A 14,326-nucleotide genomic window follows, 5' to 3' on the forward strand; every position below is an offset into this window, starting at 1 on the left:
GGTCGGCTCCGTCACACGCGGGCATCCGTGGACTCAGGGGCCTCAGGCGTCCACGGGCCTCAGTCGTCGCAGGGGTCGCCGGGGTCGGTGAGGTCGTTGGGCTGGTAGCGGGCCCGGACGTGGAAGCGTTCGCCCTGGGGGCCGAGGATGCTCAGGAACTCCACCGGACGGGCGTCGGCGTTGCCGAACCAGTGCGGAAGGTGGGTGTCGAACTCGGCGACCTCACCGCCGGCGAGGACGAGGTCCTGGTCACCGAGGACGACGCGGAGCCGCCCGCTGAGGACGTACAGCCAGTGGTAGCCCTCGTGGGAGCGGGGATCGGGTTCGCGGCCTTCGGTCAGTCCGGCGGGGAGGATGTGCTTGAACGCCTGGAGCCCGCCGGGGTTGCGGGTGAGCGGGACGACGGTCATGCCGTTGCGGGTGAACGGACGCGGATGAACCCGGGGGTCCAAGTCGGTTGGGGCGCCTACGAGTTCATCGATGGGCATCCGGTACGCCTTGGCCAGCGGTAGCAGCAGTTCCAGTCCCGGCCTGCGCTGTCCGGACTCCAGCCGGGACAAGGTGCTGATCGGGATGTCGGTGGCCTCCGACAGCGCGGCCAGGGTGGCTCCTCGACGGCGCCGCAACGCCCGGAGCCTCGGTCCGACCGCCGCCAGCACAGCCTCGTACTCGTCACTCATACGGCCACTGTGCCCAGGCTTTGCGATTTCCGCAAAGAACTTTGCCAGGTCGCCCGGGGGTGGGCCAGGTTGGCAGTGCCTGCCGACCAAGGAGAGAAGAACGATGGACGCTCAGTTCTGGGACGAGATGTATCGCGGCCAGGATCAGGTCTTCAGCGGTGCGCCGAACGGCGTGCTCGTCACCGAGGTCACCGGCCTGCCGCCGGGGCGCGCGCTGGACGTGGGGTGCGGTGAGGGAGCCGACGCGCACTGGCTGGCCCGGCGGGGCTGGCGGGTCACCGCGCTCGACATCTCCCCGACCGCCCTGGAACGCGCCGCCGCCATCGACACCACGGGCCGGGTGGCTTGGACACGGTCCGACCTGACCACCACGCCACCTCCGGCCGGCGCCTTCGACCTGGTGTCCGCCCAGTACTTCCCGCTCCGGCAGCAGCCGGACCACACCGCGCTGCGCGGCCTCCTGGACGCGGTCGCACCCGGCGGCACCCTGCTCTTCGTCAGCCACGACCTCGCCGATCTGCCGCCAGGGCACAGGAATGGCTTCGACCCGGCCGACTACTACCAGCCCGACGACATCAGCAGGCTCCTCGACCACGACTGGGCCGTCCTGATCGATGAGACCCGCCAACGAACCGCTCCCGCACCACCCGGCACCTCCCACACCCACGACACCGTCCTGCGGGCACGACGCCTGCGGTGAACCCGGCGGTACGCGCGCCCCGGCCGGGCACGCACGTGCAGGCCGGGCACGCACGTGCAGGCCGGGCACGCGGGCGCTAATCGGGCACCCGGGCCGATCCAAACTCGGTCGTGCGGCGCAGCCAGAAGCCGAGTGACTCGTAGAGCCGGATCGCCCCGGCGTTCTCGGCCCCGGTGTGCAGGAAGGGTGTGTCGCCCCGGTCGTGGATGCCGGCCACGACCGCCCGCACGAGCCGCGCGGCCAGGCCGAGCCCCCGGAACGCGGGGTCCGTGCACACCGCGCTGATCTCGGTGTGCCCCGGCGGACGCAGCCGCTCCCCCGCCATCGCCACGAGGGCGCCCCCGCGCCGTATCCCGAGGTAGGTACCCAGCTCGATGGTGCGCGGCAGGAACGGGCCGGGCTGGGTCCGCTCCACCAGCTCCAGCATCTCCGGTACGTCGGCGGGCCGAGCCGCACCGCCTCCTCGTCGTACGCGGCGTCGATCCCGTCGCCCACGAACTGGACCCCGGGGATCGAGACGGTCCGCACCCAGCCTTCGGGCAGCGGTACCCGGATGCCCAGGAGAGGCACGTCGGCGCCCGGCCCGTAGAGCGCCGCGAGGTCGGCCCAGTCGGCCGGGCCCGGGTCGTCGGGCAGCGCCAGCCAGGGCGTGACGTCGACCGGGTAGCGCACCAACCGGCCCCGGTGCTCCGCGAGGTGCGCGTGCGGGCCGTGCAGGGCGGCGTGCGCGGGGTTGTCCAGGACGTGCGGCGCGGGGTGGGACCTCGCCCGGGGGATGTCCGGCGCCCCGGGGGTATGCGGCACCCCGGGGGACTCCGACGTCCCCTGCCGCACGATCCGTTGCGTCGACGTGTCGCTCACGCGCCGACCTCGATCACGATCTTGCCCTGGGCGTGGCCCTCCTCCACGGCGTGCAGCGCGTCGCCCGCCTGCTCCAGCGGGTACGTCCGCGTCACATGCGGGTCGAGCGTCCCCTTCCGTGCCAGGTCGGCCACCGCGTCGAGTACGTCACTGGTGCGGGCGCGGGCGACCGCCGCACCGCCCAGTTCGGTGGCCGTGGTCACGTCCGCCGCGGTGATGACCTTCGCCGGATCCGCGACGACGGCCGCCGCCTCTCGGAGCACGGTGCCGCCGACCAGGTCGAACAGGGCGTCCACGCCGTCCGGGGCGACCGTCCGCACCCGGCCCGCGAACCCGGGACCGGAGGACACATGGACCGCGCCGAGGGACTCCACGAACTCCTTCTTGCCCTCGCTCGCCACGCCCACGACCCGTACGCCCTCCGCGCGGGCGATCTGGGCCGCCGCCGCGCCGACCCCGCCGCCGGCACCCGTGACGAGCAGCGTCGCGCCCGGGGCGAGGGCGAGTTGCCGTACGCCGTCGTAGGCGGTCGCGGCGGCGACCGGAAGGGTCGCGGCGACCGTGAAGGACAGGTCGTCGGGCTTGTGCGCGGTGAGCGCGGCGGGGAGCAGCGTGTACTCGGCGTATCCGCCGGTCACCGGGTTGCCGAACACGGCGTCCCCGACGGCGAAGCCCGTCACGTCCTCGCCGATCGTCGCCACGACCCCGGCGACCTCGTTGCCGAAGATCTGGGGGAACTCGGCCGGTGCGTCGCCGGCCCTGCGGTAGCCGCCGCGCAGCTTCCAGTCGACCGGGTTGACGCCGGCCGCCCGCACGGCGACGAGGAGCTGTCCGGGGTCGGGCCTGGGTGTCTCCCGGTCGACGAACGCCTCGACCTCCGGACCTCCGTTCCGGGTGAATGCGTATGCCTTCGACATCTGGACCCCTCTTTTCCGGTTCCGGTGTTTCCCGTCGTTCCCATGCTCGTCGTCCTGGCCGCCTCGCGCGCGGGGCGGCGCCGCGACCGGCGACATCCGCACAAAGGACGATCAACGCGTCACTATTCCCGGCCCTGGGACGTGTTCATGCAGCCGCAACGATGCAGGTCCGAGGGGAGGGGTGAGGTCGGGTCCGTGGCGCCATGGCAGTGGCGCACCGCGCGTGACCGAGGGAGGTGTCCGGGACTTTCTCGAAGATCAAATCAAGAAACTTAAGATTCGCGCGTTGACGCCTTAAAAATCTCAAGGTACAAATGAATGGCGGGCATGTCATCGAGAGCGGTCACCGAGCGTGAGGGAGTCAAGAGTGGACTGGCAGGAACTGACGGACCTGACGCAGGGGCGGCCGTTCGTGGTCGAGCGGGTCCGCCTCGCCGACAGCGGCGTCGCGGTCGAGGGGCAGTTCGAGCCACCGCAGCTGGCTCAACTCAGCGCCGACGACCAGGTGTTCGTTGCCGCGTTCGTGCGGTCGCACGGTTCGATCAAGGAGATGGAGCGGATCTTCGGGGTGAGCTACCCGACGATCAAGTCCCGGCTGAAACGGATCGCCGAGCACCTCGACTTCGTCGACACCGACCCGGCACCCACCGGCGCCGCCGACGTCGTCGAGCGCCTGCGGCGCGGGGAGATCAGCACCCAGGAGGCGCTGGCCGAGCTGGAGGGATCCCGGTGATCCCCCAGCTGGTGACGGTACGTCATCGCCGTCCCGACGGCCGGTGGCGGCGGCTGTACGTGCCTGTCCTGCCGGTCGCGCTGGTGCTGTCACCGCTGCTGCTGCTCGCCGTGTTGGCCGGACTGGTCGCCTGCCTTGTGTTCCGGGTGAGCCCGTTGGGCGCGCTGCGCGGCACCGGGCGACTGCTGTGGGCGCTGCCCGGCACCCGGTTCGAGATCGAGGACGACCACACGGGCGTACTCGTAAGCGTCAGATGAGTCAGATGAGTTGAGTTCAGAGGAGAAGGAGCAGCAATGAACGAGCAGCGCCGCCAGGTACTGGAAATGCTGGTCGAGGGCAAGATCACCGCGGGCGAGGCCGAGCGGCTGATCGACGCCCTCGAACGAGAACAGCCCGAGTCGCCGCGGGCAGCCGCGTCCCGCCCGAAGCCTCGGCCCAAGTACCTGCGCGTGATGGTGAATTCGGTGGACGACTCCGGCGACGGGTCCAGCCGGGTCAACGTCCAGATCCCGCTCCAGCTGCTGCGCGCCGGGGTCCGACTCGCGAGCCTCATCCCACCGCAGGCGCTCACCAAGGTCAACGCGGAGCTGAACAAGTCAGGGGTCCCCATCGACCTCACCGAGATCAAGCCGCAGCACATCGAGGACCTCATCGAGCAGCTCGCCGATGTCAACATCGACGTCGATGACCCCGAGGCCACGGTGCGAGTTTTCTGCGAGTGACACCGCCACCGCGCCGGATACCCGCCCGGATCACGGGGACGGACTCCCGGCCGGCCGGCGCCCAACCCGTCGCGACGGGTGCCGGAGAATCCCCAGCCGATAGGGCTGCGGTCTGAGGTCGCACCAGGGCGGCCGGTTGCCTGATCTGGACTTCGACGTCCCACGGCAGCATTCGCATCGCGTCGCATCGGCGGGACAGTCCACAGTTCGGTCGCCCTCGGGACCTCGTGCGGTGATCTGGAGTCGGCACCACCGAACCAGCCTCAACTCATCTACTCCCCCAGTCACTTCATCCCTCGAATTGGTAGAGCCCCATGCCTTCATCTGTCATGCCCACATCACTTACAGGCGACGGTGACGCGTCTCCTGTCGCCGTCTCCGCCGTCGGTCTGCGCAAGTCGTACGCCGACAAGACCGTCCTTGACGGCATCGACCTGCGTATCCCGGCCGGGTCCGTGTTCGCGCTGCTCGGCCCGAACGGCGCGGGCAAGACCACCGCCGTCAAGATCCTCTCCACACTCATCACCGCCGACAGCGGGCAGGCCCAGGTCGGGGGGCACGACGTCGCCACGTCACCGGACGGGGTGCGCGCCGCGATCGGCGTGACCGGGCAGTTCTCCGCCGTCGACGGCCTGATCACCGGCGAGGAGAACATGCTTCTCATGGCGGACCTGCACCACCTGTCCCGCAGCGAGGGCCACCGTACCGCCGCCGAACTGTTCGAGCGCTTCGACCTCGTTGACGCCGCGAAGAAGCCCGCCTCCACCTACTCGGGCGGCATGAAGCGCCGCCTCGATCTCGCCATGACGCTGGTCGGCAATCCGCGGATCATCTTCCTCGACGAGCCAACCACCGGCCTCGACCCGCGCAGCCGCCACAACATGTGGGGCATCATCCGCGAGTTGGTCTCCGACGGGGTGACCGTCTTCCTCACCACCCAGTACCTGGACGAGGCCGACGAACTCGCCGACCGCATCGCGGTCCTCAACGACGGCAAGCTCGCCGCCGAAGGAAGCGCCGACGAGCTGAAGCGGCTCGTCCCGGGCGGGCACGTGCGGCTGCGGTTCACCGACCCGGCGGCGTACCAGGCCGCCGCCTCCGCGCTGCGCGAGGTCAGCAGGGATGACGAGGCACTGTCACTCCAGATCCCCAGCGACGGCAGCCAGCGCGAACTGCGCTCCATCCTCGACTGGCTGGACGCGGCCGGCATCGAGGCCGACGAACTCACCGTGCACACCCCCGACCTGGACGACGTGTTCTTCGCCCTCACCGGCGGAGCGACCGGCGGCACCACCGTCCCCAACCAGCCCAAGGAGAACGTCCGATGAGCGCCCTGTCCCTCGCCGTCCGCGACTCGCACACCATGCTGCGCCGCAACCTGCTCCACGCGCGCCGCTACCCGTCCGGGACCCTGAACCTGCTGCTGACGCCGATCATGATGCTGCTGCTCTTCGTCTACATCTTCGGCGACGTGATGAGCGCGGGCATCGGAGGCGGCGGCGCCGACCGTTCCGCATACATCGCCTACATCGTCCCCGGCATCCTCATGATGACCATCGGCAGCACCGTGATCGGGGCCGCGGTGTACGTCTCCATGGACATGACCGAGGGCCTTATCGCCCGCTTCCGCACAATGGCGGTGTACCGCGGTTCCGTGATCATCGGGCACGTGGTCGGGAGCGTGCTCCAGTCGGTCGCGAGCGTGGTCCTCGTCGGCGCCATCGCCGTCGCCATCGGTTTCCGGTCCACGGACGCCACCGCCTTGGAGTGGTTGGCCGCGTTCGGACTGCTCACACTCTTCGCCCTCGCGCTCACCTGGATCGCGGTCGGGATGGGTATGGCCAGCCCGAACCCGGAGGCGGCCAGCAACATGGCGATGCCGCTGATCCTCCTCCCGCTCATCTCCAGCGCCTTCATCCCGGCCGAGACGATGCCGGGCTGGTTCCAGCCGATCGCCGACTACCAGCCGTTCACCCCGGCCATCGAGACCCTGCGCGGCCTGCTCCTCGGCACCGAGATCGGCAACAACGGCTGGCTCACGCTCGCCTGGTGCGTCGCCCTCACCGCCCTCGGCTACCGCTGGTCGACAGCACTGTTCAACCGCGACCCGAAGTAGCGGGAGCAAGGACAAGTACCCCCGGCACTCACGACTCGATCAGTCGAGGTGTCGTCTCCAGTGCTGCCCCCACATGGTCGGCGAGGGTTACGGCCACCACTCGGGACTGGAGCGAGGGTATGGAGCCGGGTGTGGGTTCCATCATGAAGCGGCCCACGTATCGGCCGGCCGCCGAGGCGCGCAGTTCGATCTCGCCGTCCGGCCAGCCCGCCTTGTCGACGTCCCAGTCCCGGCCGTCGACCGTCACCCAGCCGTCCTGACCGAGCCGTGCGGGCCGGCCGAGCAGGGTGCCGTACTCGAAGCGGCAGCCGCGCAGGCCGAGTACGGCGACGAGTTGGCGCCGCACACCTTCCACGACGGCGTCCGGCGAACCGGACTGGACGAGCCGCGCGGCGTCGTGGAGCGCCGTGAGATGGGCGGCGTCGTTGATCGTGACGACCCTCAAGTTACGGGCGCGGGCGGCGAGTTGGGACACGGCCAGACCGACGGCAAGGAGCAGGACGGCGGCAGTGATGTCGTCGCCCGCGCCGATGGAGAAGGTCTGGTAGGGCCGGGTGAGGAAGAAGTCGAACCAGACGGCGGCCGACACTCCGGCGAGCGCACCCGCGACCCGGTTGCCGAGCGCGGACACCGCGACGACGGCCACCACGAGGATCAGGGCGAGGTTCGCCGCGGCGATATGCGTACGGAACGGCGCGAGTACACCCGTGACGGCGAGCGGCCCCACGAGTGCCGCGCCCAGGGCGATTCGGTCACGGAGCGGATAGGTCATGACGCACCTCCGGCGCGACGGTGTCCGCGCCACACTCCCAGCGTCCGCCCCAGGGACGGCGGCCGGAGAGCGCGCCGGTGCTCCTTGACAGTTCCCTGACGGCGCCGGGCCGTCCCTTGACAGACCGCTGACACGCCACCGTGATCGCGGCGGCCCAGGGGCCCGGAAATGGGTGCGCCCCGGCACCCGCCGGGTGATGGAATCAGGCACGATGAATGTCACCGACGACCCCGGTCTCGCGGCCCACGCCGAACGTAATCTCGCAGAGCACGCCTGCCATCTGCACCGTTCCCTCACGGGCGCCCGCGTCACCGAGACCGACGACCTGGTCATCGCGGACAGCGGCCTGGCCGACGACACGTACAACATGGTGGCCGCCGCCGACTTCGCACCGGACTCGGCGCCGGCCCGTATCGACGCGACAGTGCGGCACCTGGCCGCGACAGGGCGACCGTTCTCCTGGTGGGTGGGGCCCGGCTCGGCGCCCGGCGATCTGTCCGCGCGGCTGGCGACGGCCGGACTTCCGGTGGCCGATCGGGAACCCGGCATGGCCCTGGCCCTGGACGACGAGCCCGCGCCGCCGCACGCCGACGGTCTGGTCGTCCGCGCGGTCAGCACGCCCCGGCAACTCGCGGACTACGCCGCCGTGGTGGCCGCCAACTGGGATCCCCCGTCGGCCACCGTCCGCACCTTCCTCGACCGGGCCGCCCCGCGCGCACTGTCCCCCTACTGCCCGGCCCGCCTGCTGGTCGGCCACGCGGACGGCCGCCCGGTCTGCTCGGCCGAGGTGTTCCCGCACGCCGGAGTCGCCGGGATCTACAACGTGTCCACAGTCACCGCGTACCGCCGGCGCGGCTACGGAGCCGCCATGACCCTCGCGGCGCTGCGCACGGCATGGGACATGGGCCACCGGACCGCCGTCCTCCAAGCCTCGGCGCAGGGCGAACCGGTGTACCGGCGGCTGGGGTTCCGCACCTTCGGCCTGTTCACCGAGCACGCCGTCGCCCCCGGCGACTGATATCCCGCTCCCCCGATTTGAACCTATTCGAACCTGTTCGAACTACTCGAAGTCGAGTACGTCTCCTGCCGCGCGCCTCGGTGTCGAGGGACCGTGCGGCCCGTAACCGATACGGAGCACCATCTGGACGTTTCCCCGGCCGGAGACCGGGTCCCGCAGTGGCCAGCGCAGATCGGGCCACTCGACGGCCTGGGTGAGAAAGGAGCTGGCCAGGCCGGACCGGGCGGCGAGCAGCAGGACGCGTTCCATCGCCTGGCCCGCCCGCAGCCAGTCGTGGGCGCCGTCGCGCGGGGTGCTGAGCAGGACCAGGTGAGGATCGCGTTCGAAGGTGGCGGTGTCCCGGACCGGTAGGGGGGCGCCAGTATCGCTCTCATAGTCCGGCCCCGGCACCCTGCCCCCGCGCTCGCGCGGCCCGAACGCGTACCGGGGCACCCCGTCCTGCGGGGCCCCGCCGTCGCCGCCCGGCGTCTCGGTACGGGTCCATGCCGCGCGGTCGGCCCTGGCACCCTCGTCGGCCCGGTAGCGTTCCTCACCGGTCCGGATCAGGTCCAGGACCAGGTCCAGATGCCAGCCGGCCGGGAAGGCCAGGTCCACGCCCTCGCACCGGGACGCCTCGGCGAGCGCGACCTGCACGGCGGCCGGTATCGGGGTCTCCTCGAAGGGGAAGCGACTGGAGTTACGGATGTGAACAAAGGGGTGAAGCAGGGCCAGGTCGTCGGAGCCGGCGCCGGTCTCGGATTCGGTACCGGTCCCGGAGCCCGCACCGGTCGCGGCGGGGGCGCTCCCGCGCGGGTCACCGCCCGCCGCCGCGCGACCCGCTGCACGGGCATCGCTCAGCGGCCCGCCGCCCCCACCCGTGGGCCGCTCCAGCCGTACCGAGGCCAGTAGTTCCTCGTCCGCCGGGTCCGGCAGCAGCGTCGTCATCACGGCCAGGCCCTCCTCGGCGACCGCGACCCGCAGGTTCAGCAGCGCCGCCCCGCACGCCATGTGCAGGGCGCGCAGCTCCGGGTCGTGGTGCGGCATCACCCGGGTCAGATCGGCGCGTAGCTGGAAGGTGCGCTCGGCCCGGAGGTAGCGGAAGCGCCACGGCTGGGTGTTGTGCATGGACGGGGCGGCCGAGGCGTCGTCGACCAGGCGCGCGACCATGGAGTCGTCGACCGTGCGGTCACCGATCGCGCGGTCACCGACGGTGTGGTGGAGCCCGTGTGTGCGACCGGTGCCCATGGGGACCGCCTCCCGTCCCGACCGAGCCGAAAAGCGCAGGGCGCGCCATGCCGTGCGCGCGGCTCTCGTTCCAGAGTGCTCCCGTGCCGCGTCCCCCGCACGACGGACGTCCGGCGCCCTCGGGGCCTGTTACGTTGCAGGCCGCGCGCCTCACGTCCGGGCGCCGGACGTGAGGAGGAGACGTGAGCCCGCTGCCTCTCGAAGGCGTCACCGTCGTGAGTCTGGAGCAGGCCGTCGCCGCCCCCTTCGCGACCCGTCAGCTCGCCGATCTCGGCGCCCGGGTGATCAAGGTCGAACGGCCGGGCCGGGGCGACTTCGCCCGGGGCTACGACGAGACGGTGCGCGGACAGTCGAGTCATTTCGTCTGGGCCAACCGCTCGAAGGAATCCCTGACCCTCGACCTCAAGACCCCTCAGGGCCGCGAGATCCTGGAGAAGCTGCTCGCGGACGCCGACGTGTTCGTCCAGAACCTCGCCCCCGGCGCCACCGGTCGCCTCGATCTGGGCACGGACGAGCTGACCCGGCGGTATCCCCGGCTGATCGTCTGCGACATCTCCGGGTACGGCGGCGACGGACCGTGGGCCGACCGCAAGGCGTACGACCTGCTGATCCAGTGCGAGACGGGTCTCGTCGCGGTGACCGGCACCCCTGAGGAACCGGTCAAGGTGGGGATCGCCGTCGCCGACATCGCGGCCGGGATGTACGCGTACTCGGGCATCCTCACGGCTCTCTACGAGCGCCGGGCCACCGGCGTCGCCCGGTCCGTGGAGGTGTCCCTGTTCGAGGCGCTGTCGGAGTGGATGGGCCACCCCGGGTACTACACGGCCTACTCGGGCGGGCCGCCGCCCCGGGTCGGCGCCCGGCACGCGACGATCGCGCCGTACGGTCCGTATCCGACCCGGGACGGCGCGACCGTCCTGCTCGCCATCCAGAACGAGCGCGAATGGGCGTCTTTCTGCGCGGTGTTCCTGGAGGACGCGGACCTCGCGTCGGACGCCAGGTTCCACCGCAATTCGGCGCGGGTCGCGCACCGCGCGGAGCTGGACGCCATCGTCACGGCCCGCTGCGCGGAGCTGACGGCGGACGACATGGTGAAGGCCCTCGACCGTGCGAAGGTCGCGAACGCGCGGCTCAACTCCGTGGCCGAGTACTGGGATCACCCGGTGCTCACCGGACGCGACCGCTGGCGGGACATCGGCACACCGGGCGGGCCGGTCCGCGCCCTGCTGCCACCGGCCACGCTCTCCGGTGTCGAGCCACGCATGGACGCGGTGCCCGCGGTCGGCGAACACACCGACCGGATCCTGCGCGCCCTGGGCTACGACGAGGAGACCGTCGCCGCCCTGCGGTCGTCCGGCGCCGTCTGACCCGGAGCGCGGTCCCCCGGAAGAACACATCCGGCGTACGTCCACCGATCGGACCGCCCGACGTCAGTGCGCGTGGGCCACGCCCGTCATCTCCGGCTTTCCCCGGGGCACGAGGCCCAGGGCGACCAGGGCGCCGACGGCCGCGGTGACGGCGGCGAGCGTGAAGGCATCCGCGAATCCGCCGCTCTCGCCGCGGTCAATGCCCGCGGCTGCGACGGTGGACACCACGGCGACGCCGATCGAACCGCCCACCTCGTGGAAGGTGTTGACGACGCCGCCTGCCAGACCCGACTCGTGCGGGTCGACCATGGCCAGCGCGGTCGCCATGGCGGTCACGAAGACGGCGCCGATACCGACCGACGCCACGGCGAGCCCCGGCAGCACAGCCGCGTACACGCTCGTCCCGCCGTCGAGCCGGGCGAGCGGCACACACCCCACGGCGGTGAGGACCATGCCAGTGACCGCGACCGGCCGGCTGCCGAGCTGTCCGACGAGGCGCGAGCCGAGGTGGGCGCCGAACGCGGTGCCGACCGCCACGGGCAGGAACAGCAGTCCAGTCTCGAAGGCGCTGTAGCCGCGTACGTGCTGGAGGTACACCGACCCGAGGAAGAAGGCGGAGAGCAGCAGGGCCGTCGCGATCAGCATGAGGAAGGCACCCGCGACGACCGGGCGCCGGGTGAACATCCGCAGATCCATCAGCGGGGCGCGCCCGGCACGTTCCACGGCGGCGAACGCGCCGTACAGCACGGCGGCGCCAATGAGCGGCAGCAGCGCAAACCGGCTGGCCCAGCCGGTGTCGCCGGCCTGGACGAGGCCGTAGATCAGGGCGCCCGTGCCGCCCGTGACGAGCAGGGCGCCGGGCAGGTCGAGCCGGGCGGGCCTGCGCGCGCTCGCCGGTACCAGGGTGGGCAGGGCGGCGAGGACGGCGAGGCCGACCGGCACATTGACGTAGAAGATCCAGCGCCAGCCGGGGCCGTCGGTGAGGGCGCCGCCAAGGAGGACGCCCGCGGCGGAACCGGTGCCGCCGATGGCCGCCCAGACGCCGAGCGCCTTGTTGCGCTCGGCGCCGTGGAACAGCGTGGTGACGAGGGAGAGCGCGGACGGTGAGAGCAGTGCCGCGCCCACACCCTGGGCCATGCGTCCGCCGAGCAGCAGGGGGGCGCTGGCGGCGAGTCCGGTGACGAGGGAAGCGGCGGTGAAGAGCACAAGGCCGGTGAGCAGGGTGCGGCGGGCACCGAACGCGTCGGCGAGCCGTCCGCCGAGCAGCATCAGACCGCCGAAGCAGAGGGTGTACGCGGTGACGGCCCAGGTCAGGGTCGTCCGGTCGAGGCGCAGGTCGGCGGCCATGTCCGGGAGCGCGACATTCACGACGGTGACATCGAGGATCAGCATGAACTGCGCCAGGCAGATCACCGCGAGGGCGATCCAGCGACGGGAGTGAGGCATGACGGACATGACGGGCTCCTGGGACGACGTACCTGAGGGGAAGGCGCCATGGACGAGAGGGCGCCGCTGACGAGGCGGTGCATGTGACGAGGCAGTGCATCTGAACTGTACGGTGCAGTTCACATGAACTCAACTGTTCAGTTCAGTTGCCCTGTTAGGCTGGCTCCCATGAGCGCAGGACCGAAGCAGACCGCCGCGCCGAGCGGGCCCCGGGCGGAGCGGAAGCGGCTGGACATCGTGCGGGCCGCGCGCACCCTGTTCCTGCGGGACGGCTTCGGCGTGGGCATGGACGCCATCGCCGCCGAGGCGGGCGTCTCGAAGGTGACGGTCTACAACCACTTCGGCAGCAAGGAAGCACTCTTCACGGCGGTCGTGACGGGGGCGCTGGACGAACCGCTGGGGGACGGCGACACGGCGTCCGCGCTGGCCGGACTGGCCGACGCGGAGGATCTGCGCGGCGCCTTCGTGGACGCGGCGAGCACCTGGGTGCGCGCGGTCCGCGGCAACCCGGACGTGATCGCGCTGCGCAATCTCGTCCTGGCCGAACAGCACCGGTTCCCCGAGCTGGGCCACGCCTGGCAGGAGCACGGTCCGACCGGTCACCACCCGGCGGTCGCCGAGGCGCTGAAGGCACTCAACGACAAGGGCCGCCTGGCCGTCCCGGACATCGAGACGGCTCTCATCCAGCTCTACTCGCTGCTCGTCTTCCCGCATCTGGTCTTCAGCCACTACGGGACCGCTCTGGACGATGTGTCGACCCGCCGGCTCATCACCCATGGCGTCGACATGTTCCTGGAGTACTACACGCCGAAGCGCCCGTTCTCGGCGCTCACCCGCCGACGTGGCCGGGCGTCCGGGTTCCCGTCGCGGCCGGGGCCCGGCGCGTCAGGGGCGTAGCGCGTCCTGCGCACCGGGGCGAGTGCACAGGATCTGGTCGACTCCTCCGAGCCGGTCACCGAACTCCCCCGCACCGCCCGCCAGTTGGAGCTGCCAGGCCCGCGCGGTCTCCGGGCCGACGAGCTGCGCGAAGGCGTCCCCGTACCGCTCCAGGGTGCGGTGCCAGGCGGCGACCGTGCGGGCGTAGTGCTCGCGCAGCGACTCCACCGAACGCACCTCAAGTCCGGATGAGTCCAACAGGATGACGGCCCGCCGGACCGGCACGGACCCCAACTGCTGCACCAGGACCCGCCCGCCGGGCCGGACCCTGTCGTGGAGGGCCGCCGCGAACTCCGCGTACGCCGACTCCGGGTCGCCGACCCCGCCCCCGCCCCGCGCGACCGCCGCGACCGCGTCGAAGGCGCCATCGGTGACGTCACGGTACGAGCCGCACCGCACGTCGATCCGGTCCTCAAGTCCCTTCTCCCGCGCGGTCTGCCGTACGTGCGCGGCCTGTTCGGGGTCGGCGGTGACCGCGGTGACGAGGGTCTTGTGCCGTTCGGCCGCGTACAGCGAGAGCGTGCCCCAGCCGCAGCCGATGTCGAGGAGGCGGGTGTCCGGGGCGAGGCGCAGTGAGCGGGCGATCAGATTCAGCCGGTCGCGGCGCGCGTCGACCACCGTGTAGCCGGGCCGGTCGCTCGTCCAGTAGCCGCAGGCGTAGGTCCTGGTGTCGTCCAGCAGCGCGCCGAGCCGTGGGGCGGCTCCCTGAGGGGCGGATCTCATCGGCGATGCCCTCCCTGACAGTCCGTCCGACCACCTGGTGCGATGGGTCGGTTCCCAGGGGATTCGGAGCCGAGAGGGTTCCGGATGGGTGGCAGAGGCGATGAGTTCGGG

General features: G+C 71.5%; 15 protein-coding genes and 1 pseudogene. 9 read left to right on the forward strand and 7 right to left on the reverse strand.

The window, feature by feature from the left end; genetic code table 11:
- Positions 1–59: 59 nt before the first annotated feature.
- Entirely contained in the window at positions 60–680 is a 621-nt protein-coding gene (locus tag ACFVT5_RS15835; protein ID WP_389886903.1) for a helix-turn-helix domain-containing protein, read from the reverse strand.
- Between the two features lie 103 nt (positions 681–783).
- On the opposite strand from ACFVT5_RS15835, the gene ACFVT5_RS15840 reads away from it, so the two are divergent.
- Positions 784–1,380, forward strand: coding sequence for a class I SAM-dependent methyltransferase (locus tag ACFVT5_RS15840; protein WP_389886906.1), 597 nt, complete (start codon positions 784–786; stop codon positions 1,378–1,380).
- A gap of 76 nt (positions 1,381–1,456) precedes the next feature.
- Here the strand turns inward: ACFVT5_RS15840 and ACFVT5_RS15845 are convergent.
- Positions 1,457–2,157, reverse strand: a pseudogene (locus ACFVT5_RS15845) (GNAT family N-acetyltransferase).
- A gap of 80 nt (positions 2,158–2,237) precedes the next feature.
- Complete coding sequence (locus ACFVT5_RS15850; RefSeq protein WP_389886909.1) at positions 2,238–3,158, reverse strand: NADP-dependent oxidoreductase; 921 nt, start codon at positions 3,156–3,158, stop codon at positions 2,238–2,240.
- Positions 3,159–3,525: 367 nt separating this feature from the next.
- Between ACFVT5_RS15850 and ACFVT5_RS15855 the strand changes: the two genes are divergently transcribed.
- The 5 genes from ACFVT5_RS15855 to ACFVT5_RS15875 all read left to right on the forward strand — a co-directional run bounded on the left by ACFVT5_RS15855 (position 3,526) and on the right by ACFVT5_RS15875 (position 6,729).
- Positions 3,526–3,891 carry a DUF2089 domain-containing protein gene (locus ACFVT5_RS15855; protein WP_389886912.1) on the forward strand — a complete coding sequence of 122 codons (366 nt, stop codon included), beginning with the start codon at positions 3,526–3,528 and terminating at the stop codon, positions 3,889–3,891.
- Positions 3,888–4,148, forward strand: coding sequence for a hypothetical protein (locus ACFVT5_RS15860; RefSeq protein ID WP_389886915.1), 261 nt, complete (start codon positions 3,888–3,890; stop codon positions 4,146–4,148). Before ACFVT5_RS15855 ends, ACFVT5_RS15860 begins: the two co-directional genes overlap by 4 nt.
- Before the next feature lie 36 nt (positions 4,149–4,184).
- Entirely contained in the window at positions 4,185–4,613 is a 429-nt protein-coding gene (locus ACFVT5_RS15865) for a hypothetical protein (RefSeq protein ID WP_389886918.1), read from the forward strand.
- Between the two features lie 329 nt (positions 4,614–4,942).
- A complete protein-coding gene (locus ACFVT5_RS15870) occupies positions 4,943–5,941 on the forward strand; it encodes an ATP-binding cassette domain-containing protein (RefSeq protein ID WP_389886921.1) in 999 nt (332 codons plus the stop codon).
- On the forward strand, positions 5,938–6,729 hold the full coding sequence (locus ACFVT5_RS15875) for an ABC transporter permease (RefSeq protein ID WP_389886924.1): 792 nt from the start codon (positions 5,938–5,940) through the stop codon (positions 6,727–6,729). Before ACFVT5_RS15870 ends, ACFVT5_RS15875 begins: the two co-directional genes overlap by 4 nt.
- Positions 6,730–6,757: 28 nt before the next feature.
- On the opposite strand, the gene ACFVT5_RS15880 is transcribed toward ACFVT5_RS15875, so the two are convergent.
- Positions 6,758–7,501 carry a DUF4118 domain-containing protein gene (locus ACFVT5_RS15880; RefSeq protein ID WP_389886927.1) on the reverse strand — a complete coding sequence of 248 codons (744 nt, stop codon included), beginning with the start codon at positions 7,499–7,501 and terminating at the stop codon, positions 6,758–6,760.
- 211 nt (positions 7,502–7,712) lie between these two features.
- Here ACFVT5_RS15880 and ACFVT5_RS15885 point away from each other — a divergent pair, with 211 nt between their 5' ends.
- Complete coding sequence (locus ACFVT5_RS15885; RefSeq protein WP_389886930.1) at positions 7,713–8,519, forward strand: GNAT family N-acetyltransferase; 807 nt, start codon at positions 7,713–7,715, stop codon at positions 8,517–8,519.
- A gap of 42 nt (positions 8,520–8,561) precedes the next feature.
- On the opposite strand, the gene ACFVT5_RS15890 is transcribed toward ACFVT5_RS15885, so the two are convergent.
- Positions 8,562–9,743 (reverse strand): nitroreductase, encoded by a 1,182-nt coding sequence (locus ACFVT5_RS15890; protein ID WP_389886933.1) that lies wholly within the window; start codon positions 9,741–9,743, stop codon positions 8,562–8,564.
- Between the two features lie 182 nt (positions 9,744–9,925).
- On the opposite strand from ACFVT5_RS15890, the gene ACFVT5_RS15895 reads away from it, so the two are divergent.
- Positions 9,926–11,110: a CaiB/BaiF CoA transferase family protein gene (locus ACFVT5_RS15895; protein WP_389886934.1), complete on the forward strand. Its 1,185-nt coding sequence runs from the start codon at positions 9,926–9,928 to the stop codon at positions 11,108–11,110.
- Between the two features lie 63 nt (positions 11,111–11,173).
- On the opposite strand, the gene ACFVT5_RS15900 is transcribed toward ACFVT5_RS15895, so the two are convergent.
- A complete protein-coding gene (locus tag ACFVT5_RS15900) occupies positions 11,174–12,565 on the reverse strand; it encodes a DHA2 family efflux MFS transporter permease subunit (protein WP_389886937.1) in 1,392 nt (463 codons plus the stop codon).
- A gap of 159 nt (positions 12,566–12,724) precedes the next feature.
- On the opposite strand from ACFVT5_RS15900, the gene ACFVT5_RS15905 reads away from it, so the two are divergent.
- Positions 12,725–13,453: a TetR/AcrR family transcriptional regulator gene (locus tag ACFVT5_RS15905; protein WP_389886940.1), complete on the forward strand. Its 729-nt coding sequence runs from the start codon at positions 12,725–12,727 to the stop codon at positions 13,451–13,453.
- On the opposite strand, the gene ACFVT5_RS15910 is transcribed toward ACFVT5_RS15905, so the two are convergent.
- On the reverse strand, positions 13,442–14,215 hold the full coding sequence (locus ACFVT5_RS15910; protein ID WP_389886943.1) for a class I SAM-dependent methyltransferase: 774 nt from the start codon (positions 14,213–14,215) through the stop codon (positions 13,442–13,444). The two genes, ACFVT5_RS15905 and ACFVT5_RS15910, sit on opposite strands and share 12 nt — an antisense overlap.
- Between the last annotated feature and the right edge of the window lie 111 nt (positions 14,216–14,326).

The organism is Streptomyces sp. NPDC058001, from assembly GCF_042886315.1.
In the GTDB taxonomy this organism is placed as follows: Bacteria; Actinomycetota; Actinomycetes; order Streptomycetales; family Streptomycetaceae; genus Streptomyces.